At 67.2% G+C, this 22,445-nt stretch carries 19 protein-coding genes; 13 read left to right on the top strand and 6 right to left on the bottom strand.

Annotated elements, in window-relative coordinates; translation table 11 throughout:
• The first annotated feature begins 1 nt into the window (after position 1).
• From GW587_RS10020 to GW587_RS09985, 8 genes are all read left to right on the top strand, one after another.
• Complete coding sequence (locus GW587_RS10020; protein ID WP_166101892.1) at positions 2-1,567, top strand: hypothetical protein; 1,566 nt, start codon at positions 2-4, stop codon at positions 1,565-1,567.
• Complete coding sequence (locus GW587_RS10015; RefSeq protein WP_166101889.1) at positions 1,564-2,235, top strand: hypothetical protein; 672 nt, start codon at positions 1,564-1,566, stop codon at positions 2,233-2,235. Before GW587_RS10020 ends, GW587_RS10015 begins: the two co-directional genes overlap by 4 nt.
• Entirely contained in the window at positions 2,232-2,783 is a 552-nt protein-coding gene (locus tag GW587_RS10010) for a hypothetical protein (protein WP_166101886.1), read from the top strand. The genes GW587_RS10015 and GW587_RS10010 overlap by 4 nt, the downstream gene beginning before the upstream one ends.
• The gene (locus GW587_RS10005; protein ID WP_166101883.1) at positions 2,773-3,480 is read left to right on the top strand and encodes a type II secretion system protein; all 708 of its coding nucleotides are present in this window, start codon (positions 2,773-2,775) and stop codon (positions 3,478-3,480) included. Before GW587_RS10010 ends, GW587_RS10005 begins: the two co-directional genes overlap by 11 nt.
• Positions 3,480-4,250: an ABC transporter permease gene (locus GW587_RS10000; RefSeq protein ID WP_166102715.1), complete on the top strand. Its 771-nt coding sequence runs from the start codon at positions 3,480-3,482 to the stop codon at positions 4,248-4,250. The genes GW587_RS10005 and GW587_RS10000 overlap by 1 nt, the downstream gene beginning before the upstream one ends.
• Positions 4,251-4,259: 9 nt before the next feature.
• Positions 4,260-4,973: a hypothetical protein gene (locus GW587_RS09995; protein ID WP_166101881.1), complete on the top strand. Its 714-nt coding sequence runs from the start codon at positions 4,260-4,262 to the stop codon at positions 4,971-4,973.
• A gap of 38 nt (positions 4,974-5,011) precedes the next feature.
• A complete protein-coding gene (locus GW587_RS09990) occupies positions 5,012-5,578 on the top strand; it encodes a prepilin-type N-terminal cleavage/methylation domain-containing protein (RefSeq protein ID WP_166101879.1) in 567 nt (188 codons plus the stop codon).
• A gap of 107 nt (positions 5,579-5,685) precedes the next feature.
• Positions 5,686-6,675, top strand: a complete 990-nt coding sequence (locus GW587_RS09985; protein ID WP_371875568.1) for an alpha/beta fold hydrolase — start codon at positions 5,686-5,688, stop codon at positions 6,673-6,675.
• 4 nt (positions 6,676-6,679) lie between these two features.
• On the opposite strand, the gene GW587_RS09980 is transcribed toward GW587_RS09985, so the two are convergent.
• The gene (locus tag GW587_RS09980; RefSeq protein ID WP_166101874.1) at positions 6,680-8,338 is read right to left on the bottom strand and encodes an FAD-dependent oxidoreductase; all 1,659 of its coding nucleotides are present in this window, start codon (positions 8,336-8,338) and stop codon (positions 6,680-6,682) included.
• 87 nt (positions 8,339-8,425) lie between these two features.
• Positions 8,426-9,319 (bottom strand): LysR family transcriptional regulator, encoded by an 894-nt coding sequence (locus tag GW587_RS09975; RefSeq protein WP_166101871.1) that lies wholly within the window; start codon positions 9,317-9,319, stop codon positions 8,426-8,428.
• A 118-nt stretch (positions 9,320-9,437) separates the two neighbouring features.
• On the opposite strand from GW587_RS09975, the gene GW587_RS09970 reads away from it, so the two are divergent.
• The 5 genes from GW587_RS09970 (at position 9,438) to GW587_RS09950 (ending at position 17,368) form a co-directional block, all read left to right on the top strand.
• Complete coding sequence (locus GW587_RS09970) at positions 9,438-10,181, top strand: SDR family oxidoreductase (RefSeq protein WP_166101867.1); 744 nt, start codon at positions 9,438-9,440, stop codon at positions 10,179-10,181.
• A gap of 50 nt (positions 10,182-10,231) precedes the next feature.
• Positions 10,232-10,435, top strand: coding sequence for a hypothetical protein (locus tag GW587_RS09965; RefSeq protein ID WP_166101864.1), 204 nt, complete (start codon positions 10,232-10,234; stop codon positions 10,433-10,435).
• 274 nt (positions 10,436-10,709) lie between these two features.
• Positions 10,710-11,777: a phosphotransferase gene (locus GW587_RS09960; RefSeq protein ID WP_166101862.1), complete on the top strand. Its 1,068-nt coding sequence runs from the start codon at positions 10,710-10,712 to the stop codon at positions 11,775-11,777.
• 114 nt (positions 11,778-11,891) lie between these two features.
• The gene (locus GW587_RS09955; protein WP_166101859.1) at positions 11,892-16,445 is read left to right on the top strand and encodes a PAS domain-containing protein; all 4,554 of its coding nucleotides are present in this window, start codon (positions 11,892-11,894) and stop codon (positions 16,443-16,445) included.
• A complete protein-coding gene (locus tag GW587_RS09950; protein ID WP_166101857.1) occupies positions 16,442-17,368 on the top strand; it encodes a diguanylate cyclase domain-containing protein in 927 nt (308 codons plus the stop codon). The genes GW587_RS09955 and GW587_RS09950 overlap by 4 nt, the downstream gene beginning before the upstream one ends.
• Positions 17,369-17,548: 180 nt before the next feature.
• Here the strand turns inward: GW587_RS09950 and GW587_RS09945 are convergent, their stop codons facing one another.
• From GW587_RS09945 to GW587_RS09930, 4 genes are all read right to left on the bottom strand, one after another.
• On the bottom strand, positions 17,549-18,109 hold the full coding sequence (locus tag GW587_RS09945; protein WP_166101840.1) for a hypothetical protein: 561 nt from the start codon (positions 18,107-18,109) through the stop codon (positions 17,549-17,551).
• The gene (locus tag GW587_RS09940; protein ID WP_166101837.1) at positions 18,109-19,248 is read right to left on the bottom strand and encodes an acyl-CoA dehydrogenase family protein; all 1,140 of its coding nucleotides are present in this window, start codon (positions 19,246-19,248) and stop codon (positions 18,109-18,111) included. The genes GW587_RS09945 and GW587_RS09940 overlap by 1 nt, the downstream gene beginning before the upstream one ends.
• A 9-nt stretch (positions 19,249-19,257) precedes the next feature.
• The gene (locus GW587_RS09935) at positions 19,258-20,448 is read right to left on the bottom strand and encodes an acyl-CoA dehydrogenase family protein (RefSeq protein ID WP_166101835.1); all 1,191 of its coding nucleotides are present in this window, start codon (positions 20,446-20,448) and stop codon (positions 19,258-19,260) included.
• A 153-nt stretch (positions 20,449-20,601) separates the two neighbouring features.
• A complete protein-coding gene (locus GW587_RS09930; protein WP_371875567.1) occupies positions 20,602-22,437 on the bottom strand; it encodes a glycoside hydrolase family 16 protein in 1,836 nt (611 codons plus the stop codon).
• Between the last annotated feature and the right edge of the window lie 8 nt (positions 22,438-22,445).

Below are 22,445 nucleotides of genomic sequence, written 5' to 3'. Positions count from 1 at the left end.
CGTGTTCAGCAAACATTTATTCTATCTGACCGGCGACCAGCTGCACGCCTACCTGTGGCAAGGCGGGCGGTTGGCCGGCGGCGGCGTGTTCAACAACGACCGCGCCGGAGTCGACGCCTTCCTCGACTACGTCGACAACCACGGTGAAATGCCGGCCTATCTGCTGGCCGACGTGATCGAGGAGGACTTCCAGCGCGTCCACGCGCCGCACGTGGGCGGCCGCGCCGGCCGCAAGCTGCTGCAGCGCCGGGTGCTGCAGCAGTATCGCGAAACGCCGTTCCGCCACGTCCAGGTGCAGGGCCGCGAGGCCACCGGCCGCCGCGACGACGTGGTGCTGTTGTCGGCGCTGACCAATCCGTCGGCGGTGCAGCCGTGGGCGGAAGCGCTGGAACAATTGAAAATGCCGTTGGCCGGCCTGTACTCGACCACGCTGCTGAGTACCGAACTGGTGCGCAAACTGGGGCTGCGCGACGAACATCTGTTGCTGGTCACCCAGCAATCGGCCGGCTGGCGCCAGAGCTATTTCCACCAGGGCCGGCTCAAGTTTTCGCGCCTGACGCTGGCAATCGACCGCGACGGCGCCCCGGTCGACATCGGCGCCGAAATCACCAAGACCCAGCAATTCCTGACCAGCGTGCGCCTGATCGGCCGTGGCAGCGTGCTGCAGGTGGCGCTGGTGGCGCCCGCCTCCGGCCACGCGATGCTGGAACAACAGTGCGAGGACGGCCCGGAAACGGCGTTCCGCTTCATCGCGCTGCGCCACGCCGAGACGCTGGCCGGCCTCAAGACCGGCGACGCCGCCGTGGCCGAGCTGGCGGCGCGGCTGGCCGACCCGATGCTGCTGGCGCTGCTGGCGCGGTTGGCCCCGGCCAGCCGCTACACGCTCGGCAAATGGCAGCGCTATTTCCATCTGTGGCGCACCAAGGTCGCGCTGTACGCCGGCAGCGCCACGGTGGCCGCCGCCTGCGTGGTCTGGGTCGGCGTCAATCTGTGGCAGTACTATCAGGCCAATGCCGACAGCGACCGGCTCAGCGCCGAGTCCAGCCTGTACACGCAGCGCTACCGCGCGGTGATGGCCGCCATGCCGCCGCGCGTGACCAGCACCGCCAACATGCGCGCCGCCGTCAATGTCGAGCGCATGCTGGCGACCCAGGCGCCGTCGCCGCTGGACATGATGCTGGTGCTGAGCGAGGCGCTGGAGCAGTCGCCCGGCATCCAGCTGCTGCAGCTGGACTGGAAGGTCAGCGCCGGCGCCGACAGCGCGGCGCCGGTCCAGGGCGAAGTGCAAAGCATGCCGATCTCGTCGCTGATGGCGGGCATCCCCGTCAAGCCGCCGCAGGCGCTGCTGCTGGAGGCGGAGATCATCGCCGACGGCGACGACTACCGCACCGCCGTCGACACCATGAACCGCTTCGCCATGCAGCTGGCGCGCAATCCGCACGTCACGGTGGCGATCGAGCGGCCGCCGCTCGACACCCGCTCGTCGGTCAAGCTCAGCGGCAAGGCCGGACAATCCACCGTTGAAACCCGCGCCCGGTTCGCGCTCAACCTGAGCTGGAAGCCATGACGCCCAAATCCGCCACCGGCAAGAAAACCCCGGCGCTGGTCGCGCTGCCGACCTGGATCGGCGAGTTCGGCCTGATCCGCACCGCCGTGCTGACCGCGATCGCGTGCGCGGTGTTCTGCCTGACGGCCGTGCTGATCAGCCTGTGGAAGCTGCAGGAAGCCGACGAACGCATGGCGCTGGCGCAGCGCGCGCGCGACGAGGCCTATTCGCTGTACGTCCATATCGACAATGAAAAGCGCGACATCCGCAATTTCCAGCCGCGCTACATCAACCTGGAGCGGCGCGGCCTGATCGGCGCCGAGCGGCGCCTGGAATGGGTGGACGCGATCCGCATGGCGCAGGAGCGGCGCCAATTGCCGCCGCTGAGCTACGAGATCGAGCCGCAACAGGCGGTGCGGATGGAGGCGCAGCTGGACCTGGGCGACTATCAGCTGCACGGCAGCCGCATGCGCCTGCACATGGAATTATTGCACGAAGAGGATTTGCTGAATTTCCTCGCGGATCTGCGGCAGACCAGTTTCTTCGCGGTGCAAAATTGCGCGGTCAAGCGCCTGGGCCGGGTCGCCGACAGCGGACCGGCGCTCGGCGCCGACTGCACCCTCAACTGGATCAGCCTGGAGAAGGCGCCCAAGGCGCCGCCGGCCGAACGCAAGAAAGGCAAGCGATGACCCGACCGATACGGCTTGCCGCCGCGCTGACCTTGCTGCTGTGGGCGCCGATGGCGGCGACGGCGCAGAGCGGGCAGGCGCTGGGACGACTGTTTTTCTCGCGCGCCGAACGCAGCGAGATCGATGCCCGGCGCACCGCGCCGGCGCCGGCGGTGAACGGCCCGTCCGCCGGGCAGTCCATGCCCGGGCTCCCCGCAGCGAACGGTATGCCGGCCGCTGCCGAGCCGAGTTCCCCCGGAATGCCGCCCGGGATGCCGCCGGCCGCGCCGCCGGGAACGACGCCGGGAACACCGGACGCCGGCGCGGCCCAGGCCGCCGCCCCGCGCGAGATGCTGGAGCTGAACGGCATGCTGCGCAACAGCAGCGGCCGCAGCACCGTCTGGCTCAATGGCGTGCCGCAGGCCGGCAGCCAGGGCAATGTGCGTATCGCCCGCGGCAACGCGCCGTCGGCGGTGGTCACGCTGCCGTCGGGGCGGAAAGTACGATTGAAAACGGGCCAGCGCTACGACGCGGACCAGGAAAAGATCAAGGACATCAATGAACCCTAGCCGTCATCGTCAGAGCGGTTTCACGCTGATCGAGATCGCGATCGTGCTGCTGATCGTGGGCTTGGTGATCGGCGGCATGATCGCCCCGCTCGGCACGCTGCTGGAACAAAAACGCGTCACCGAAACGCGGCGCACGATGGAGGACGCGAAGGAAGCCTTGCTGGGCTTCGCCATGAGCAGGGGTTATCTGCCCTGCCCGGCCATTTCGTCCAGCAACGGCCTGGAGGACCGCATCGGCAGCACCTGCCGCAAGCGGACCGGCTTGCTGCCGTGGGCCACGCTGGCGGTGCCGCGCCTGGACGGTTGGAACCGCGTCCTCGGCTACACCGTCACGCCGGCCTTCAGCGACAGCCTGGTCACCTTCAAACTGGGCAGCGCGCGCGACATCACCGTCAAGACCCGCGACAGTTCCGGCCAGCTGATTCAGGCGACCGGGATCAACGACGTGCCGGTGGCCATCATTTCGTTCGGCCGCAACGGCTACGGCGGCACCAGCGACCAGAACACCCAGATCGCCGACGCCGGCGTCGACAACGTCGATGAAAAAACCAATCTGCAAAGCGGCGGCATCCTGCTGATCAACCGAGACACCGCCGATAATCCGCTGGCGCCGGGCGGCGCGTTCGACGACATGGTCAACTGGATCTCGCCCAACATCCTGTTCAACCGCATGGTGGCGGTGCAGCGCCTGCCGTGATGAACACCCGGGCCGCCCTCACCATCGCCCGCTACACGCTGCTGGAAGCCTTGCGCAACCGGCTGCTGTGGCTGCTGCTGCTGATGGCGCTGGCGGCGGTCGGCCTCAGCGGCTTCCTCGGCGAACTGGCGCTGACCGAAAGCCGGCAGCTGCAGGCCGCGCTGCTGGGCGCGGTGCTGCGGCTGGCGGCTGTGTTCCTGGTCGTCACCTTCGTCGTCACCAGCATGCTGCGCGAAGCGCACGACCAAGGGCTGCAACTGCTGCTGGCGTTGCCGATGCCGCGCGCGGTCTACCTGTTCGGCAAGCTGGCCGGCTTCGGCGCGCTGGCGCTGCTGCCGGCGCTGCTGTTCGGCGCGCTCGGCCTGTTCTTCGCGCCGCCGGACCAGGCGGGCCTGTGGGCCTTGTCGCTGCTGGGCGAATGCTGGATCGTGGCCGCCTTCGCGCTGCTGTGCAGCCTGAGCCTGAACCAGGTGCTGCCGGCGCTGGCCGCGACGTTTTGCTTCTACCTGCTGGCGCGCGTGATCGGCGCCTTGCAGCTGCTGGGCCACGGCGCCATGGGCGCGCGCGGCGTCGGCCAGCGGGCGCTCGAGACCGGCATCGACGGCCTGGCCTTGCTGCTGCCGCACCTGGACCGCTTCACCCGCAGCGACTGGCTGGTGTACCACGACGGCGGCGGCGCCGACCTGGCGGCGATCGCGGCGCAGACCGCGATCTATGTCGCGCTGCTGGCGGCGGCCGCCTTGTTCGACCTGTACCGCAAGCCGCTCTGAGGCCCGCAGATGAGCGCCGCCCTCAAACCGCTCAGCGCCGTGCCGCGCGCCGTGCTGGCCGCGCTGGCGCTGGCGCTGTTGCTGCAAGTGCTGTGGCAAGCGGGCCGGCCGCCGCCGCGCGCACGGCCGCACGACCTGCCGCCGGCGCCGTCGCCGGCCGCCCTGCGACTGATGGCGCTGGGCGATCCGGTGGCGCTGTCGAAGGCAACCATGCTGTACCTGCAGGCGCACGACGACCAGGCCGGCGTCAGCATCGCCTGGCGCGACATGGATTACCAGCGCGTCGCGGCCTGGCTGCAACGGACGCTGGAACTGGACCCGCGCAGCCAGTATCCGTTGCTGGCCGCCAGCGAGGTGTATGGCGCGGTCGGCGATCCGGCGCGGGCGCGGCTGATGCTTGATTTCGTCTACGCCCGCTTCGGCGAAGACCCCAACCGGCGCTGGCCGTGGCTGGCGCACGCGGCGCTGGTGGCCAGGCACCGGCTGCATGATTTGCCGCTGGCGCGCCGCTACGCCGAGGCGATCCGGCTGCGCGCCACCGGACCGCAAGTGCCGCCGTGGGCGCGCGAACTGGAAGTGTTCATTCTGGAGGACATGAATGAGCTGGACGCCGCGCGGCGGCTGATCGGCGGCCTGCTGAGCAGCGGCCTGATCACCGATCCGCGCGAACTACAATTCCTGGCCGACCGCCTGGACCGGCTGAACGCCGGTTCCGCGCGATAAGCTTACTGTAAAATAACGACACACAAGAAAGGATCACCATGCAAGCCATTCCAGTCCGACGCCAACGCGGCTTTACCCTGGTTGAAATCGCCATCGTGCTCGTCATCATCGGCCTGCTGCTGGGCGGAGTGCTGAAGGGACAGGGCTTGATCGACAGCGCCCGCGTCAAGAACATCATCCAGCAATCGACCTCGCTGACGGCGGCGGTCAACGCCTACCAGGACAAGTTCCGCGCGCTGCCCGGCGACGACGTGCAGGCCACCACCCACGCCCCCGGCGCCACCGGCAACGGCAACGGCGACGGCCAGATCGCCGAATACCAGCTGGCGCCGCAGCACCTGGCGCTGGCCGGCTTCATCACCGGCTCGTTCAACGGCACCACCGACTTCATGACCAGCGCGCAGGGCGGCGCGGTGTACCTCTACAACGACGTGGTCGCCGGACGCGGCGGCAACGGCGTGCGGCTCGACAACCTGCCCGACTCGTTCGCCGAGCAGGTCGACAGCAAGCTCGACGACGGCAAATTCAACACCGGCTCGGTGCGCGCCACCGGCGCCTACACCAACAACGGCGGCATCATCCAGCGCACCGCGCTGTTCTTCTAGCCATCCGGCGAAATAGTCTATTGCGCCGCAAGTCGTTCCCGCGCAGCGGCGAGATTCCTACAATGTCAACACTCCAACCGAGTTTGACTTTCATAGAGGATATCGCCGTGACTACTTTCCGCATTCTTCCCCAGGCCGCCGCCGCGCTGAGCCTGGCCCTATTGGTACAAGTCGCCCACGCGGCGCCCGCCGCCGCCAAGGATGCCCCGAACGTCGCCAACACCGCCAGCGTTGCCTACCGGACGGTGAAGGTGGACGGCGTCAACGTGTTCTACCGCGAGGCCGGGCCGAAGGACGCGCCGACGCTGTTGCTGCTGCACGGCTTCCCGACCTCGTCGCAGATGTTCCGCAACCTGATCCCGCTGCTGGCCGACCGCTACCACATCATCGCGCCCGACTATCCGGGCTACGGCCAGAGCGACATGCCGCCGATGGACAAGTTCAAGTACAGCTTCGACAACCTGGCCGGCGTGATCGACAAATTCACCCAGGCGATCGGCATCTCGCGCTACGCGCTGTACGTGCAGGATTATGGCGCGCCGATCGGCTACCGCCTGGCGGCGGCCCACCCCGAGCGCGTCACGGCGATCGTGGTACAGAACGGCAATGCGTACGACGAGGGCCTGGCCAATGAATTCTGGGCGCCGGTCAAAGTCTACTGGGGCGCCAAGACCGAGGCCAACGCCGCCAAGCTGCGGCCGCTGCTGGAACTGAGCGGCACCAAGTGGCAGTACACCGAAGGCATCCGCGACGTGCAGCACATCAGCCCGGACGCCTGGACCGTCGACCAGGCTTATCTGGACCGCCCCGGCAACAAGGACATCCAGATCGAGATGTTCTACAGCTACGGCACCAATCCCGGCCACTACCCGGAATGGCAAGCCTATTTCCGCAAGCACCAGCCGCCGATGCTGATCGCCTGGGGCAAGAACGACAAGATCTTCCCGGCGGCCGGCGCCCATCCCTACCTGCGCGACTTGCCGAAGGCGGAGCTGCACCTGCTCGACACCGGCCACTTCGCGCTGGAGGAGGACAGCGCCGAGATCGGCAAGCTGATGCGCGACTTCCTCGGCCGCACCCTCAAGCCGGCGAAATAAGGCCTCAGCGCGCGGCGAGGAACTGGTGGATCTGCGCCACCACCGCCGCGCCCTCGCCGACCGCGGCCGCCACCCGCTTGGTCGAGCCGGCGCGCACGTCGCCGATCGCGAACACGCCCGGCACGCTGGTCTGCAGCGAGGCCGAGCTGGACCTGTCGATACCGGTGCGGATGAAGCCGTTCTTGTCGACTTCGACGCCGCAGCCGGCCAGCCAGCCGGTGTTGGGGTCGGCGCCGATGAACAGGAACAGCCGGCGCGTGTCGCACATCTCCTCCACCCCGTTGTGCGAGAACAGCACCTGTTTCAGGCCGTCCTCGTCGCCTTCCAGCGCGACGATTTCGGTATGCGTGTGCAGCTCGATGTTCGGATGCGCCAGGATGCGCTCGATCAGATAGCTGGACATGGTCGACGACAGGCTGCCCTTGCGGATCACGATGTGCACCTTCAACGCATGCGCCGCCAGGAACACGGCGGCCTGACCGGCCGAATTGCCGCCGCCGACCAGCACCACCTCCTCCGACTTGCACAACTGCGCCTCCACCGACGAGGCCCAGTAGTACACGCCCTTGCCCTCGAACTGTTTGAGATTGGCCAGCGACGGCCGACGGTAGCGCGCGCCGCAGGACAGCACCACCGACCTGGCCTTCAGCATGGTCAGGCTGCCGCACATCTCGACCTGCAGCGGCTGGCTGTCGCACACCAAGCGTCCGGCCGGCGCGGGAATCGCGATCTCGACGCCGAATTTTTCCGCCTGCACATAGGCGCGGCCGGTCAGCGCGCCGCCCGAGATGCCGGTCGGGAAGCCGAGGTAGTTCTCGATGCGCGCGCTGGCGCCGGCCTGGCCGCCGTAGGCGCGGGTTTCCAGCACCAGCACCGACAAGCCCTCCGAGCCGGCGTACACCGCCGTCGCCAACCCGGCCGGACCGCCGCCGACCACGATCACGTCCCACACCGTGTCCTCGCTCAGGTGGCGCAGCATGCCGATGCAGCGGCCCAGTTCCACCACCGAGGGATTCTTCTTGACGCCGACATCCGGGCAGATCACCAGCGGCCAATCCTCCGGCCCCGGCCGATGCTCGGCGACCAGCGCGGCGGCGCGCGCGTCGACAGCGGGATCGAGCACCGTGTACGGATGGGCGTTGGCGGTCAGGAAGCTTTGCAGCATGTGCACCCGGCCGTGGCCGCGCGGGCCGACGATGACCGGCCCGCCGGAGTTTTGTTCCAGGAAGGTGACGCTGCGCAGGATCAGCGAACGGATCAGCCGCTCGCCCAGGTCGGCATGCGCCACCACCAGCGCGCGCAGCGACTCCGACGACAGCAGCAACACCTTCAGCGCGCCGACGGCGACGCCGTTCGACATCGCCGGGCGGTCGGACAGCTGGCCGATCTCGCTGGAATACTGGCCTTGGCGCAGGGTCGCGATCAGCGTGTCGTTGGCGAAGCCGTCGTGGCGCAGGATGGCGATGGCGCCCTCCAGCACGAACAGCATGCCCGGCGGCGGCCGGCCGGCCTGGAACACCGTCTCGCCGTCGCCGAACGCGCGCTCGACGCCGAAGCGGCGCACATGGCGCAAATCCGCTTCGCCCAGCACCGGATAGATCTGGTGGCGGCGCTTTTCCAGCGACTCGGTCGGCAGCGGCGGCTGTTCTGCAAAAGTGGTCATGGCGATTCCAAAGGCATGAATAGTTGAAGAATGCTTGCTAGTTTATCAGGTCGGACCGGCCGGGCTCCTCCCCCGCTGGCCCCCCCTTCATGCCGGCCCCAGCGCCGCCACGCAGTTGTCGAACACCAGGCGGATGCGCGCCGGCACCGGTCCGCGTTGCGGCCGGTACACATAGACGTCCCACGGGTCGGGCATGAACTCGCGCAGCACCGGCACCAGCCGGCCGGCGGCGATGTGCGGATCGGCCAGGTAGGCCGGGATCTGGCCGAAGCCGATGCCGGCCAGGATGGCTTCGCACTCGGCGTCGCCGTCGTTGCTGGAAAAGCGCGGCGCCGCCGGCACGATCTGCGCGCCGCCGGCGAAGTACCAAGGCCAGCCCCGGCCGGCGCTGGCGTCGCGCAATTCGGTGGTCGGCAGCTGGTGCAATTGCTCGATGCTGGTGGGCGCGCCGTGGCGTTCGATCAGCGCCGGCGTGCCGACCACATGAAACGCCGGCGACGCCGCGCGCCGGGCCACGAAGCGGTTGTCGTGCAGCGGACCGAAGCGCACGCCGATGTCGATCCGGTCGTCCACCACGTCGGCGTGCGCGTCGCTCAGGTGCAGGTCGAAGCGCAGCAGCGGATGGCTGGCGGCCAGCCGCTTCAGCACCGGCATCAGCAGCACCCGGCCCAGCATCACCGGCGCGGTCAGGCGCACCGCGCCCTCGACCTCCTGCGCTTCGCGCGCCGGCCGCTCCAGGAACAGATCGTCCAGCTGCAGCACGCTGGTCTTGGCGCGGGTCGCCAGTTCGCCGCCGTAGGCCGTGATCTGGACGCCGCGCGTGTTGCGGTGAAACAGCAATTCGCCGTGCACCTTTTCCAGGTCCTGCACCGCGCGGGTCACCGCCTGCGGCGAAATGCCGAGCCGCGCGGCCGCTTCCTTGAAGCTTTGCGCCTCGGCGGCCGAGACGAAGATCCGCAACATTTCCAGACGATTGAGCACGATGACAATTCCAAAAATGGGAATTTAGAAATCATATCATTTCCATTTATCGGTGCGGTGGCCCCTCCTATACTCATTTCATCGGGGACATTCCCGCCAACCACTAAAAGGAAATATCATGAGCAACAATATCCAAGGTAAAGTCGTCGTGATCACCGGTGCCAGCAGCGGCTTGGGCGCCGCCACGGCGCGCATGCTGGCGGCGCGTGGCGCCTCGGTTGTGCTGGGCGCGCGCCGCGTCGACAAGATGCAGGCGCTGGCCGACGACATTCGTGCCGCCGGCGGCAAGGCCGAAGTGGTGGCCACCGACGTGACCAACGCGGCGCAGGTGAAGGAACTGATCGACACCGCCGTGCGCGTGTACGGCCGCATCGATGTGCTGGTCAACAACGCCGGCCTGATGGCGATCGCCCCGCTGAGCGAGGTCAAGGTGGACGAATGGGACCGCATGATCGACATTAACGTCAAGGGCGTGTTGTACGGCATCGCCGCCGCGCTGCCGGTGTTCCAGGCGCAAGGCAGCGGCCACTTCATCAACATCGCCTCGGTGGCCGCGCTGAAGGTGTTCAGCCCGGGCGGCACGGTGTACAGCGGCACCAAGTTCGCGGTGCGCGCGATTTCGGAAGGCCTGCGGCATGAAGTCGGGGGCGCGATCCGCACCACGACCATCGAGCCGGGCGCCGTCGATTCGGAACTGCAACTGGGCAGCTCGCACGATGCAAGCAGCAAGTTCGTCAAGGATTTCTACAAGTCGGCGATTCCGGCCGACTCCGTGGCGCGCGCGATCGCGTACGCCATCGACGAACCCGGCGACGTGGACATCAACGAAATCGTGTTGCGTCCGACCGTGCAGGAGTTCTAAGCCGTGTAAGTGGAATCAAGGAGCGTGCCATGCGTCACCGTCCAGCCTCGATGCTAGTCGTCTGTCTGCTGAATCCGCAGCTTGCGGGCACCGAGACCGGGCGAGTGTGGTATCCGGTCAAGGTGGTCGACGGCCGCGCGGCGATGTATGAGCCGTTGGCGCGGGCCCGCAAGGCGTGGCGCATCTGCGCGCTCCTTCCGGAAGCGGCCCGGCTCGGCGCGCAGCGCGACGCGGCGTGCCGGTGGTCGATCTGATCACCGGGATCAGCAGCAACGAGGTGGCGATCGAGGCGATCACCGGCAAGACGATAGCCTTTACGCCACCGAGCCGGTGGTCGAGCTGATCCGGCAGAAACTGCCGCACGCGCGCCGGGTCGGTCCGGTGATCGAGATGATCGACGCTATGCGCGGATTTTCGCGCCGGACAATCTACGCATCACACAGCGGGCGCTGCCCGATTAAATAAAAAGCACGCGCGTACTTTTGTTGATTTAGAATGGGGGATACCCACAAAAAAGCAGGAGACAGCATGTTCGAAGAATTCATCGGCACCAAGGCCGTGTCGGCGCGCCACCAATTCGATGTGGCGGCGCTGGACGCTTACCTGCGCCTGCATGTCGACGGCTATCCGCAAGGCGAACTGACGGTCGAGCAGTTCAAGGGCGGCCAGTCGAATCCGACCTTCAAGCTCAGCATCGGCGGCCAGCACTATGTGCTGCGCACCAAGCCGGCGCCGGCCGACAAGCTGTTGCCGTCGGCCCACGCCATCGAGCGCGAATACCGCGTCATGGACGCGCTGAGCAAACACGGCTTCCCCGCCGCGCGCCAGTACGCGCTGTGCACCGATGAAAGCGTCATCGGCCGCGCCTTCTACGTGATGGAATTCGTCGAAGGCAGGGTACTGTGGGACCAGTCGCTGCCCGGCATGACGCCGGCCGAGCGCGGCGCCATCTACGACGAACTCAACCGCGTGATCGCGCAACTGCACACGGTCGACTACGCGGCCATCGGCTTGGCCGACTACGGCAAGCCCGGCAACTACTTCGCGCGCCAGATCGAGCGCTGGACCAAGCAATACCTGGCCGCGCAAACCGAGACCATCGAAGCGATGGACCAGCTGATCGCCTGGCTGCCGCACCACATCCCGCCGGGCGAAGACACCGCCATCGTGCACGGCGACTTCCGTCTCGACAACATGCTGTTCCACCCGACCGAGCCGCGCATCCTGGCGGTGCTGGATTGGGAACTGTCGACGCTGGGCCATCCGTTCGCCGATTTCTCCTACCACTGCATGAGCTGGCACATCCCGCCCGGCCAGTTCCGCGGCATCGCCGGGCTGGACCTGGCGGCGCTGGGCATCCCGTCCCAGCAGGACTACATCGCCCGCTACGCCGAGCGCACCGGCAAGACGATCCGGCTGGAGGATTTCAACTTCTACCTCGCCTTCAATATGTTCCGCCTGGCCAGCATCATGCAGGGCATCATGAAGCGCTACGTCGACGGCACCGCCGCCAGCGCCCAGGCGCTGGAATCGGGCAAGATGGCGCGGCCGATGGCCGAACTGGGCTGGGCCTACGCCGGCGGCAAGCCGATCTGACGCGGTGTGGCGGCCGTGCTCCGCCATGGACAAAATTACTTTCTGAAAACGGCAGCGTCGGCTACTATCCTGTAGCCGGCATCGCCATGCTCCGGCGCAACCAGGACCCAGCGCGTGCCAGAAAAAAAACGTCCCAGCCTGCCCTCCATCCGTTCGCAGATCGCGCTGCTGGTGCTGGCGTGCGCGCTGCCGACGGTGGTCGGCTTCGGCGCCGTGGTCAGCCAGTTTTACAGCCGCGAACGCAACACGCTGAAACAGGACACCCAGCAGTCGGCACGCATGGTGGCCGCCGCCGTCGACCGCGACCTGGTGCAGAGCGAAGGCGCGGTGTTCGCCCTGGCCGGCTCGCCCAGCGTGCGCGGCGGCGACCTGAACGCGCTGCGGCTGCAGGCCGGCGCCCTGCTCAGCCCGCAATTTCCCGCCTCCCAGTTCCTGCTCAGCGATGCCGCCGGCAAGGCCATGATGCATGTCGGCGCGCCGTTGCCGGACACGCTGCATCCGGTCAACAACGCCGCCCGCCTGGCGGCGCTGTTCCACAACGGCCGGCCGCAGCTGTCGGTGGTGGTGGTCGAGGGCGGCGCGCTGCTGGCGGTCGACGTCCCGGTGTTCGTCGACAGCCATGTGGTGTACGCCATGACCGCGCTGCTGAAGCCGGACCGGCTCTCCAGCATCCTGCGCGACGAACAGATCACGTCCGACCAGGCCATGACGCTGTACGACGCCGACGGCGATATCCTGGCCCAGTCCGGCGGGCCGCGCCTGCTGCTGGGCCACGCCGCCGATCCCAAGCTGCGCGCGCAGTTGCGCCTGGCGCCGGAAGCGCTGCTCGACACCGAGGACGCCAACCAGGTGCCGGTGTATCTCGGCCTGAGCCGGGCGCCGGTCAGCGGCGTGACGGTGGCCATCGCCACCCCGCAGGCCAAGGCGCTGGAGGACTTGCTGGCCGCCGTCACGCTGATCTCGCTGACGATGGCGGCGGTGTTGCTGGCCGGCTTCTCGCTGGCGTGGTCGGTCGGCGGCCGCATCGCCCGTTCGGTGCGCGACCTGGTCGGCCCGGCCCAGGCGCTGGCCGGCGGCCAGCCATTCACGCTGCCCACCATGACCTTCAGCGAGGCGGAAGCGGTGGTCCAGGCCTTCCACGCGCTGGAGGGCGACCTGCAACGCCACCGCCACGAGCTGGAAAGCCTGGTGGTGGAACGCACCAGCCAGCTGGAGAAGAACCGCGCCCAGCTGGAGACGCTGTACGCCACCGCGCCGGTCGGCCTCAGCTATGTCGACGCCGAACTGCGGGTGGTGCGCATCAACGACTACCTGGCGGCGCTCAACGCCCACCGGGTGGTCGACCACCTGGGCCGCCACATGGCCGACATGATCCCCGACAACGGCGTGCGCAGCACCGTGCTGGCCGACTACCGCACCGTGCTCGACACCGGCCGGCCGCTGACCAACCAGCAGCGCAGCGGCTATCCGGCCGCCTCGCCCAACCAGCTGTGCCACTGGGTGGTCAGCTACTACCCGCAGTTCGGCAACGACGGCAAGATCATCGGCATCACCGGCCTGTTGCTGGACGTGACCGACCACAAGCGGGCGGAGGCGGAGCTGCACCGTTCGCGCCAGCTGCTCGGCTCGATCGTGGAAAACATTCCGGCGATGATCTTCCTCAAGCGCGGCGACGACCTGCGCTACGAAATGCTGAACCGCCACGGCGCCACCATGTTCGGCGTGACCGGCGGCGCCGACTTCATCGGCAAAAACGACTATGAGCTGGTGCCGGCCGAACAGGCGGATTTATATAACGCCGCCGACCGCCGGGTGCTGGACTCGGAACAAGGCACGGTGGCCGAGATCGCCGAGGAGGCGTTCACCCCGGCCGACGGCGAGACGCGCTATCTGACCACCCGCAAGGTGGCGCTGCGCGACGAGTACGGCCGCGCCACCCATGTGCTGGGCATCGCCTTCGACATCACCGAGCGCAAGCAGGCCAAGGAGGCGCTGCGCGCCACCGCCGCGCGGCTGGAGCAAAGCGAGCATTTCGTCCGCGCCGTGACCGACAACCTGCCCGGCATGGTGGCCTACTGGGACGCCGGCCTGCGCTGCCGCTTCGCCAACCGCTTCTTCCGCGAATGGCACGGCCTGGACAACGAACAACTGATGGGCGCGCACATGCCGGAAGTGCTGGGCGCGCGCCAGTTCGACGAAAGCCGGCCCTACGTCGAGGCCGCGCTGGGCGGCGAGCCGCAGGGTTTCGCCGGCCGCCTGCAATGGCCGGCGGGGGCGATCAGCCACACCTGGATCAATTACATCCCGGATGTCGACAATTCGGGCGAGGTACAGGGTTTCTTTGTGCTAGTCTCCGATGTGACTGAACTTAAGGAAACAGAATTGCATCTACAGGGCGTCAACGAGGAGCTGATCGTCGCGCGCGACCGCGCCGAGGCGGCCAGCCGCGCCAAGAGCGAATTCCTGGCCAATATGAGCCACGAGATCCGCACGCCGATGAACGCCATCATCGGCTTGGCGCGCCTGCTGGAGGAGGCGCCGCTGGCGCCGCGCGAACGCGGCTACCTGGACAAGATCCAGTTCGCCACGCAGTCGCTGCTGGGCCTGGTCAACGACGTGCTGGACTTCTCGCGCATCGAGGCCGGCCAGCTGGTGCTGGAGCACGCCGGCTTCCAGCTGCAGCACGTTCTCGACAGCATCAGCGTGTTGCTGAGCGGCAGCGCCAGCGACAAGGGCGTCGAGCTGGTCTATGAGATCGCCCCCGACATGCCGGCCACGCTGGCCGGCGATCCGATGCGGCTGCAGCAGGTGCTGCTCAACCTGGTCAGCAACGCCATCAAGTTCACCGCCCATGGCGAGGTGGTGCTGTCGGTGCGGCTGGCGGCGGAATCGGCGCGGCTGGCGCCCGAGCAACGGCGCGCGGCGCTGATCGAGTTCCACGTGCGCGACACCGGCATCGGCATCGCCGCCGACAAGCAGGCCGGCATCTTCGACGCCTTCTCGCAGGCCGACAGCAGCACCAGCCGCCAGTTCGGCGGCGCCGGCCTGGGACTGGCGATCTGCCGCCGGCTGGCCGACATGATGGGCGGCGCGATCAGCGTCCGCAGCGAGCCCGGCCACGGCGCCGAATTCCTGTTCTGCGTGCCGCTCGAGTGCACCGGGGCGCCGGCCGCCGCCGTCAACGCGCTGGCTGCGGACGCGCCGCTGTCGGTGCTGGTGGTCGACGACAATCCCACCGTGCGCGAAGCGCTGCGCGCCGCCAGCCGCAGCTTCGGCTGGACCTGCGCCTGCACCGCCGACGCCGCGCAGGCGCTGCCGCTGCTGCAGGACAGCCTGCGCACCGAACGCCCTTACGACCTGCTGCTGCTGGACCGCGACATGCCCGGCATGGACGGCCCGGCGATGCTGGCCCATATCCACGCCAGCCTGTCGCTGCCGCTGCCGCCGGTGCTGATGATGACCTCCGAACACCGCGCGGCGGAACTGGCGCAGCAGGCCGGGCAGCTGGGCTTGGCCGGGGTGCTATCCAAGCCGCTCAGCCCGGCGCGGCTGCGGGAAAGGGTCGCCGCGCTGCGCTCCGGCGCCGGCGAGGCGGCGGCAGTGACGGTGTCGCCGCACTCGCCGCTGCACGGCCGCCTGGCCGGCATGCGCATCCTGCTGGTGGAGGACAACGAGATCAACCAGGAGGTGGCGGAATACATCCTGCTGCACGCCGGCGCCGTGGTCGAGGTGGTGTCCAACGGCAAGATGGCGGTCGATCTGCTGGCCACCGCCGCCGACCGCTTCGACGTGGTGCTGATGGACGTGCAGATGCCGGTGATGAACGGCTACGACGCCACCGCCGCCATCCGCGCCGCCGGGCAGCGCACGCTGCCGGTGATCGCCATGACCGCCAACGTGCTGGACGACGACCGCCGCCTAGCAGCCGAGGCCGGCATGAACGCGCACGTGGCCAAACCGATCGACGTCGATGAATTGATCGCGGTGCTGAACCGGATGGTGGCCCTGCGCGACGCCACCCGCGAGATGGTGCCGTTGGTGCCGGCGCCGCCGCCGCGCAGCGTCGAAGCCTCGGTGCCGCCGACCTCACCGCTGCCCGGCATCGACATCGACGCCGCGCTGGCGCGCCTGGGCGGCAACCACGACGCGCTGGTGGCGCTGCTGAAACGTTTCGAACATTCGCAAGGCGGCACCGTGGCCGAGGTGCGCGCGCTGCTGGCCGCCGGCCAGCGCCAGCAGGCCGCGCAGGCGCTGCACCGGCTGCGCGGCGTGGCCGCCAACCTGGGCGCGACCGACGTTGCCCGCCTGACCGCCCACACCGAGGCCGCGCTGCACGACGCCGCCGACAGCCTGGCGCTGCCGGCCGCCCTGAAACGGCTGGAACAGGCGCTGGAACTGGTCAACCGCACTGCCCGCCAATTGCGCGCGCCGCAACAGGATATTCCGGTAAGCAACACTTCTTCGTCCGATCTGGCGCAAAAGCTAGCGGAGCTGCAAAGTTTGCTTCAGAATAACAACATGAAAGCACTTGCACACTTCCAGGCCCTGCGCCCCGCCCTGGCAGCCCAAGACCAGGCCCGAGCGCTGGCCGAAGCGGTGGAGACCCTGAACTTCAAAGCCGCATACCGAATGGTGGAAGAGATGTTGCATCGAAAGGAAAGTGCATGAGTTGGACCGACCTGGCCAGGAACGGACGCATCCTCGTGGTGGACGACGCCATGGAGAACATCCAGATCCTGCACCATGCCTTGCGCGACGAGCACGAAGTGCTGTTCGCGATGGATGGCGAAACGGCGTTGCAGATCGCGCTCGAGCAGCAGCCCGACCTGATCCTGCTGGACGCGGTCATGCCAGGCATGGACGGCTACGCGGTGTGCGCCGCGCTGCGCGGCTCGCCGCGTCTGCAGGATATCCCGATCATCTTCGTCACCGCGCTGATCCAGCCGGAGGACGAGACGCGCGCGCTGGAGGCCGGCGCGGTCGACTTCATCAGCAAGCCGTTCAACGTGGCGGTGGTGCGGGCGCGCGTGCGCAGCCAGTTGACGATCAAGCGTCAGGCCGACGCGATGCGCGAGCTCAGCATGACCGACGGTTTGACCGGAGTCGCCAACCGCCGCAGCTTCAACGACACCGTCGACGCCGAATGGCGCCGCTGCGCGCGCGCCGGCATGGCGCTGTCGCTGATCATGATCGACATCGACCACTTCAAGCTGTACAACGATCACTACGGACACCAGGCCGGCGACGCCTGTTTGCAGCAGGTCAGCGCGGCGATGAAGCGGTGCGCCACGCGGCCGCAGGATTTGCTGGCGCGCTACGGCGGCGAGGAATTCATCCTGCTGCTGCCGCAGGAAGCGCTGGACGGCACCGAGGTGGTGGCGGCCAGGATCCTGGACGAAGTGCGCAAGCTGGCGTTGCCGCACGCCGCCTCGCCGACGGCGCCGCACATCAGCGTCAGCATGGGCCTGGCCAGCGCCATGCCGCCGATCGACAGCAGCGACCCCAGCACCCTGATCCGCACCGCCGACGCCAACCTGTACCGCGCCAAACAAACCGGGCGGAACCGGTATTGCATCAGCCTGGACGGCTGAGCGTACTTTTCCATCCCGACGGAGCCTGTAGTCGGAAGCCATCCAGCAGCGCGCCGCCGTAGGGTTCAAGCGCCCGGCTCACCAACTGGGTGTATGCCGTTTGCCGGCGGGCTGGTCGACAATAATCAACGTCATCGCCGCAGTCCGTGGCGAGATCCAGGTTCATTTGAACGCTCTTTTTTAGTCGGGCAGCCCATTGCGCCGGCAGGCCTCGACGACCAGAGTGTCGAGCGCGCCTTGTTCAACCTTGGGGATGGCCCAGGCGCAGCCTGACAGCGTGAAGTGCTCCCGCCATTCCGGCCAGGCCAGCAGCTCTTCGATGGAGAACTCGCGGCCACCACCCCGCTCCGCCATGCCGCCGCCGATGGATTCCTCGATGTGGACAGGCTGTTGGCTGAAGCGCGCCAGGTAGACGCCGTAGACATGGTGCGACCGGTCTTCCGAAGTCGGGGCCTGGTTCTTGTAGCTCAGCCGCAGAACTTGATGCCGCAGCGCCGCCGGATCCAGCGGTTTGGACCGCTGGTGGAGAAAACCGGCGTCCACCGTCCCGCCCTCGGGCCAATGGATGCCGTCGGGCGTCACCGTGTAGCGCTTCAGGTGTTGCGGGTAGGCGAGCTGAACCCAACCATTGTCGTTCCGGAGTATTGAGGTATCGAATAGCCGATACTCCGGCCCGGCAAACTCCAGCACCATTTGCCACTGCTCGTTGGGCACGGCGCGTTGCAAGACATGATCCGCCATTACGAGTGCTGCTGGAAGCCGCGCTGGGCGATGAAGCGTTCCAGGTGGTGATCCACGTCGCCCAACGTCAGCTCGATCATGGTCAGCCGCTTGAAGTGGTGCGCGGCCGCGAGTTCGTCGGTCACGCCCATGCCGCCGTGCAGCTGTACCGCCTGCTGGCCGACGAACTTGGCCGCCTGCCCCACCCTCACCTTGGCCGCCGACACCACCCGGCGCCGCTCCTCGGCGTCGCCGCAGGATATGCGCGCCGCCGCCAGCATCGCCATCGAGCGCGCCTGCTCCAGGTGGATGTACATGTCGGCCATGCGGTGCTGCAAGGCCTGGAAGCCGCCGATCGGCGTGCCGAACTGCTTGCGGGTCTTCAGATACTCCAGCGTGGCGGCGAAGATGGCGTCCATCGCGCCCACCGCTTCCGAACACAGCAGACTGGCGCCGTAGTCGGCCGCTTCGTCCAGCATCTCCCAGCCGCCGCCCAGCTTGCCAAGCAGCGCCGATGCCGGCACCGCGACATGATGGAACTGCACCGTCGCCGCGCGCTGACCGTCGATGGTGCGGTAGTCGCGCACCGTGATGCCGGTCGTATCGGCCGGCACCACGAACAGGCTGATGCCGTTGGTGTCGCGCTGCGTGCCGGCACTGCGGGCCGAGACGATCAGCGCGTCGGCCTGGCCGCCGTGGATCACAACGGTCTTGGTGCCGTCGATGCGGTAGCCCTCGCCGTTGATGCCGGCGATGGTCTTGATGTCCGCCAGGTCGTGCCGCGAGTGCTTTTCGCCCAGCGCGCAGGCGAGCTTGAGCTTGCCTTCGGCCACGTCCTGCAGCAAGTGGTACTGATTGCCGGCCAGCTTGAGGAATTGCGCGCCCCACACGGTGGCGAAATACGGCTCGACCACCAGGCCGCGTCCCAGTTCCTGCATCACCAGCAGCATGTCGACCGCCGTGCCGTCGAAACCGCCCTGCTGCTCCGGCACCGGCAAGGCCGTCATGCCCAGCTCGACCAGCGTATTCCACGCCACGTCCGACACGCCCGAGGCCGAGTGGATGATGCGATGGCGTACGTCGAAGCCGTAGTCCTTGTCCACCCAGCGGCGCAGGGCGTCGGCGAACTGCTGCTGCTCTTCCTTGAAGTTAAAATCCATCGCCGCTCCTCACAGTCCCAGGATCATCTGGGTGATGATGTTTTTCTGAATTTCGTTCGAGCCGCCGTAGATCGACGTCTTGCGGAAATTGAAGTAGTAGCCGGCCAGCGGCGCGGCGGCGTCGTCGCCGGTGACGGCGTGGTCGGCCTTGCCTTCGAGGTAGTCGGTGTCGAAGGCCAACGCGTCCGGGCCCAGCGCTTCGACCATCAGCTCGGTCAGCATCTGCTGGATCTCGGAGCCGCGCACCTTCAGCATCGACGCCTCCGGCCCCGGCGCATGCGATTCGCGGGTAATGACGCGCAGCACCGTGGTTTCCAGCGCCATCAGTTCGATTTCGACGTTGGCCACCTTGGCGGCGTAGACCGGATCTTGCAGCAGCGGCTTGCCGTGCTTGTAGTGCTCGGACGCGATCTTCTTCAGGAACAGCAGCTCGCGCTTGGAGCGGCCGACCGCCGCGATGCCGGTGCGCTCGTGGCCCAACAGGTACTTGGCGTAAGTCCAGCCCTTGTTTTCCTGGCCGATCAGATTCTGCACCGGCACCTTGACGTTGTCGAAGAAGACTTCGTTCACCTCATGGTCTTCGTCCAGCATGATGATCGGCCGCACGGTGATGCCCGGCGTTTTCATGTCGATCAGCAGGAAGGAGATGCCCTCCTGCTTGCGCACGGTCGTATCGGTGCGGACCAGGCAGAAGATCATGTCGGCGTGCTGGCCCAGCGTGGTCCAGGTCTTCTGGCCGTTGACGATGTAGTGGTCGCCGGCGCGTTCGGCGGTGGTTTTCAGCGAGGCCAGGTCGGAGCCGGCGCCCGGTTCGGAGTACCCCTGGCACCACCAGTCGTCGCAGTTGAGGATGCGCGGCAGGTAGTGGGCTTTCTGCGCCTCGTTGCCGAAGGCCATGATAACCGGCGCGACCATGTTGACGCCGAAGGGCAGGATCGGCGGCGTGCCGGCGCGGGCGCACTCTTCTTCCCAGATGTGGCGCTGGGTGGCGCTCCAGCCGGTGCCGCCGTGCTCGACCGGCCATCCGGGCGCGGCCCAGCCCTGGCGGGCGACGATCTGGTGCCAGCGGACGTAGTCCTGGCGGTTCAGGCGCAAATGGTTGCGTACTTTTTTCTGCAGGTCGCTCGGGAGGTTGGTGTCGAGAAAGGCCCGCACCGCGTCGCGAAACGCCAGATCCGCAGCCGTGTAAGTCAAATCCATGCTGTCTCCTATTTTTTTGAACGGGCCTTAAAAAAGCACGATCGTTCAAATAATTGTACCTCTAATGCCGGATTGATTGTGGCATTTTTATAAGGCGACAGAATGGCGGGATTTGTTCAACGGCCGTCGTATTTCACGACGGCCGTCGGAGGCTTAGTGCATGGTGTAGCTCTGCTGCGCGGTATCGACCGCGTAGTTATGGGCGGTATCCCAGTAGGTGAAGCTGTAGCGCACCACGTCGCCCGCCTTCAGGCCGGCGGCGGTGTAGCTGTTGACGCCGGACGCCTGCGTCATGCGCACGTTGATGCCGCCGCCGTTGTTGACGGTGTAGTGCACATCCGCCCAGCTGCTGGAGGTCAGTGAGAACTTCAGCATGGTCGAGCTGGTTTGCGAGACGGCCGGCGCCGGAGTTGGCGTTGGCGTTGGCGTTGGCGTTGGGGTTGGAGTAGGCGTAGGCGTCGGAGTGGGTGTCGGTGTCGGCGTGGGCGTCGGGGTTGGCGTTGGCGTCGGCGCAGGCACGCCGCTATCCCAGACGATGTCGTCGATCGCCATCTGGAACGCCGAGGTCGGCAAGGCCGCGCCGTCGCTGGCGATCTGGAAGATATCCACGATCGACTGCAGCGCGATCTTGCTGCCGGCCAGGTCGGCGACCGGAATGGTGGCCGTGCCCCACTCGCCATTGCGCACCAGCCCGTAGGTGGTGGCGTTGGCCGGGAACTTGACCGAGTTCTGGTTGGTGTAGGTATCGCCCAGGCCGATGGTGAAGGCGACATTGGCCGGAATCTTGATCTTCAGTTTGACATTGCCGTTGCGGAAACCGCTCAGGTCGCGCACCGCGCGCGACTGCACGCTGCCGCCGAACCACTGCCCCGGCGTGTTGTAGCTCCAGGCGATGCCGTTGCTGCCTTCATACGGCGGCAAACTGCCCTGCGACACCGAGGCGTTGTTCCACACAAAGATGTCGGAAGTCGTGCCGGCCTCCAGCTTGGCGTTGACCACGGTGTTATCGGTGAACACGCCGAACTTGCCCACTTCCGGCACGGTCTGGTTGCCGAGTTTGACGCTGCCCTTGCCGTCCAGCTGATACACGCGCACGTAGTCAACGTACATGGTGCCCGGCAGCGGCGCGGTAACCTGGGCCGGCGTCGCGGCGTCGGTGAAGTTGCCGCCGACCGCGAGATTGAACAGCAGATAGAACGGTGATTGCAGCGCGGTCGAGTTGACCGGCAGCGGGCTGTTGTACATGTCGTACTCGACGCCGTTGTCGACCACGGTGAAGCGCATCTGCGTTTCGGTCCAGTAGAAGCGGTACAGCACGAAGCGGTTGGCCAGCGACTGGTTCGGGATATACCAGTTCTTGGTCTGCCACGCGGTCGAGGCGGCGCAGCTTTCGTTGCCCGTGACGCAAGCGGCCTGCTGGAAGGTGATCACGTTGGAGCCGGTGAAATTGTCGATCGCCGGCGTCGGCGACGCGGCCGCCCTGCTGCTGGCCTTGTGGCCCATTTCCATGATGTCGATCTCGCCCTTGCGCGGCCACGCCTGCGGGCTGGTGCCGAGCATCCACGCGGCCGGCCACAGGCCGGTGCCCAGCTGCGGCGTGGCGATGCGCATCTCGATCATGCCGTACTGCACCTGGACCTTGTTGGCCGAGTCGATCTTGCCGGAGGTGAAGACGTTGCTGCCCACGGTCTGGCTCATGGCCTTGATCGCCAGCGCACGGGTGTTGCTTTCGAACGGCACGTTGACGATCGACAGGTTGTTGGGGCTGTAATATTCCAACTCCTGGTTGCCGTAGCCGCACAGGCCGATCTGGCAGCCGTTGCCGTCGTAGGCGGTCCACAGCGTGGTGTTGAGCGTGGCGGCGTTGAATTCATCGGACCATAGCAAGGCGCCGATGACGGGACTGGTGACGCTGGCCGAGGCCGGCGCGCCATAAGCCAGCAGCAAGCCGGCGGCGATGGCGGACAGAACGTATTTCTGGTTTTTCACATTGTCTC

Source organism: Duganella aceris (assembly GCF_011090165.1).
GTDB lineage: Bacteria > Pseudomonadota > Gammaproteobacteria > Burkholderiales > Burkholderiaceae_D > Rugamonas > Rugamonas aceris.
Note: the sequence above shows the minus strand (reverse complement) of the source record. Positions and strands in the feature narration are given on the sequence as shown.

Excerpts from the sequence above, each read along its gene's own strand:
- GW587_RS10015 (WP_166101889.1), top strand. The coding sequence starts at position 1,564 with ATGACGCCCAAATCCGCCACCGGCAAGAAAACCCCGGCGCTGGTCGCG.
- GW587_RS10010 (WP_166101886.1), top strand. The coding sequence starts at position 2,232 with ATGACCCGACCGATACGGCTTGCCGCCGCGCTGACCTTGCTGCTGTGG.
- GW587_RS10005 (WP_166101883.1), top strand. The coding sequence starts at position 2,773 with ATGAACCCTAGCCGTCATCGTCAGAGCGGTTTCACGCTGATCGAGATC.
- GW587_RS10000 (WP_166102715.1), top strand. The coding sequence starts at position 3,480 with ATGAACACCCGGGCCGCCCTCACCATCGCCCGCTACACGCTGCTGGAA.
- GW587_RS09995 (WP_166101881.1), top strand. The coding sequence starts at position 4,260 with ATGAGCGCCGCCCTCAAACCGCTCAGCGCCGTGCCGCGCGCCGTGCTG.
- GW587_RS09990 (WP_166101879.1), top strand. The coding sequence starts at position 5,012 with ATGCAAGCCATTCCAGTCCGACGCCAACGCGGCTTTACCCTGGTTGAA.
- GW587_RS09980 (WP_166101874.1), bottom strand. The coding sequence starts at position 8,338 with ATGACCACTTTTGCAGAACAGCCGCCGCTGCCGACCGAGTCGCTGGAA.
- GW587_RS09970 (WP_166101867.1), top strand. The coding sequence starts at position 9,438 with ATGAGCAACAATATCCAAGGTAAAGTCGTCGTGATCACCGGTGCCAGC.
- GW587_RS09965 (WP_166101864.1), top strand. The coding sequence starts at position 10,232 with ATGCTAGTCGTCTGTCTGCTGAATCCGCAGCTTGCGGGCACCGAGACC.
- GW587_RS09960 (WP_166101862.1), top strand. The coding sequence starts at position 10,710 with ATGTTCGAAGAATTCATCGGCACCAAGGCCGTGTCGGCGCGCCACCAA.
- GW587_RS09950 (WP_166101857.1), top strand. The coding sequence starts at position 16,442 with ATGAGTTGGACCGACCTGGCCAGGAACGGACGCATCCTCGTGGTGGAC.
- GW587_RS09945 (WP_166101840.1), bottom strand. The coding sequence starts at position 18,109 with ATGGCGGATCATGTCTTGCAACGCGCCGTGCCCAACGAGCAGTGGCAA.
- GW587_RS09940 (WP_166101837.1), bottom strand. The coding sequence starts at position 19,248 with ATGGATTTTAACTTCAAGGAAGAGCAGCAGCAGTTCGCCGACGCCCTG.
- GW587_RS09935 (WP_166101835.1), bottom strand. The coding sequence starts at position 20,448 with ATGGATTTGACTTACACGGCTGCGGATCTGGCGTTTCGCGACGCGGTG.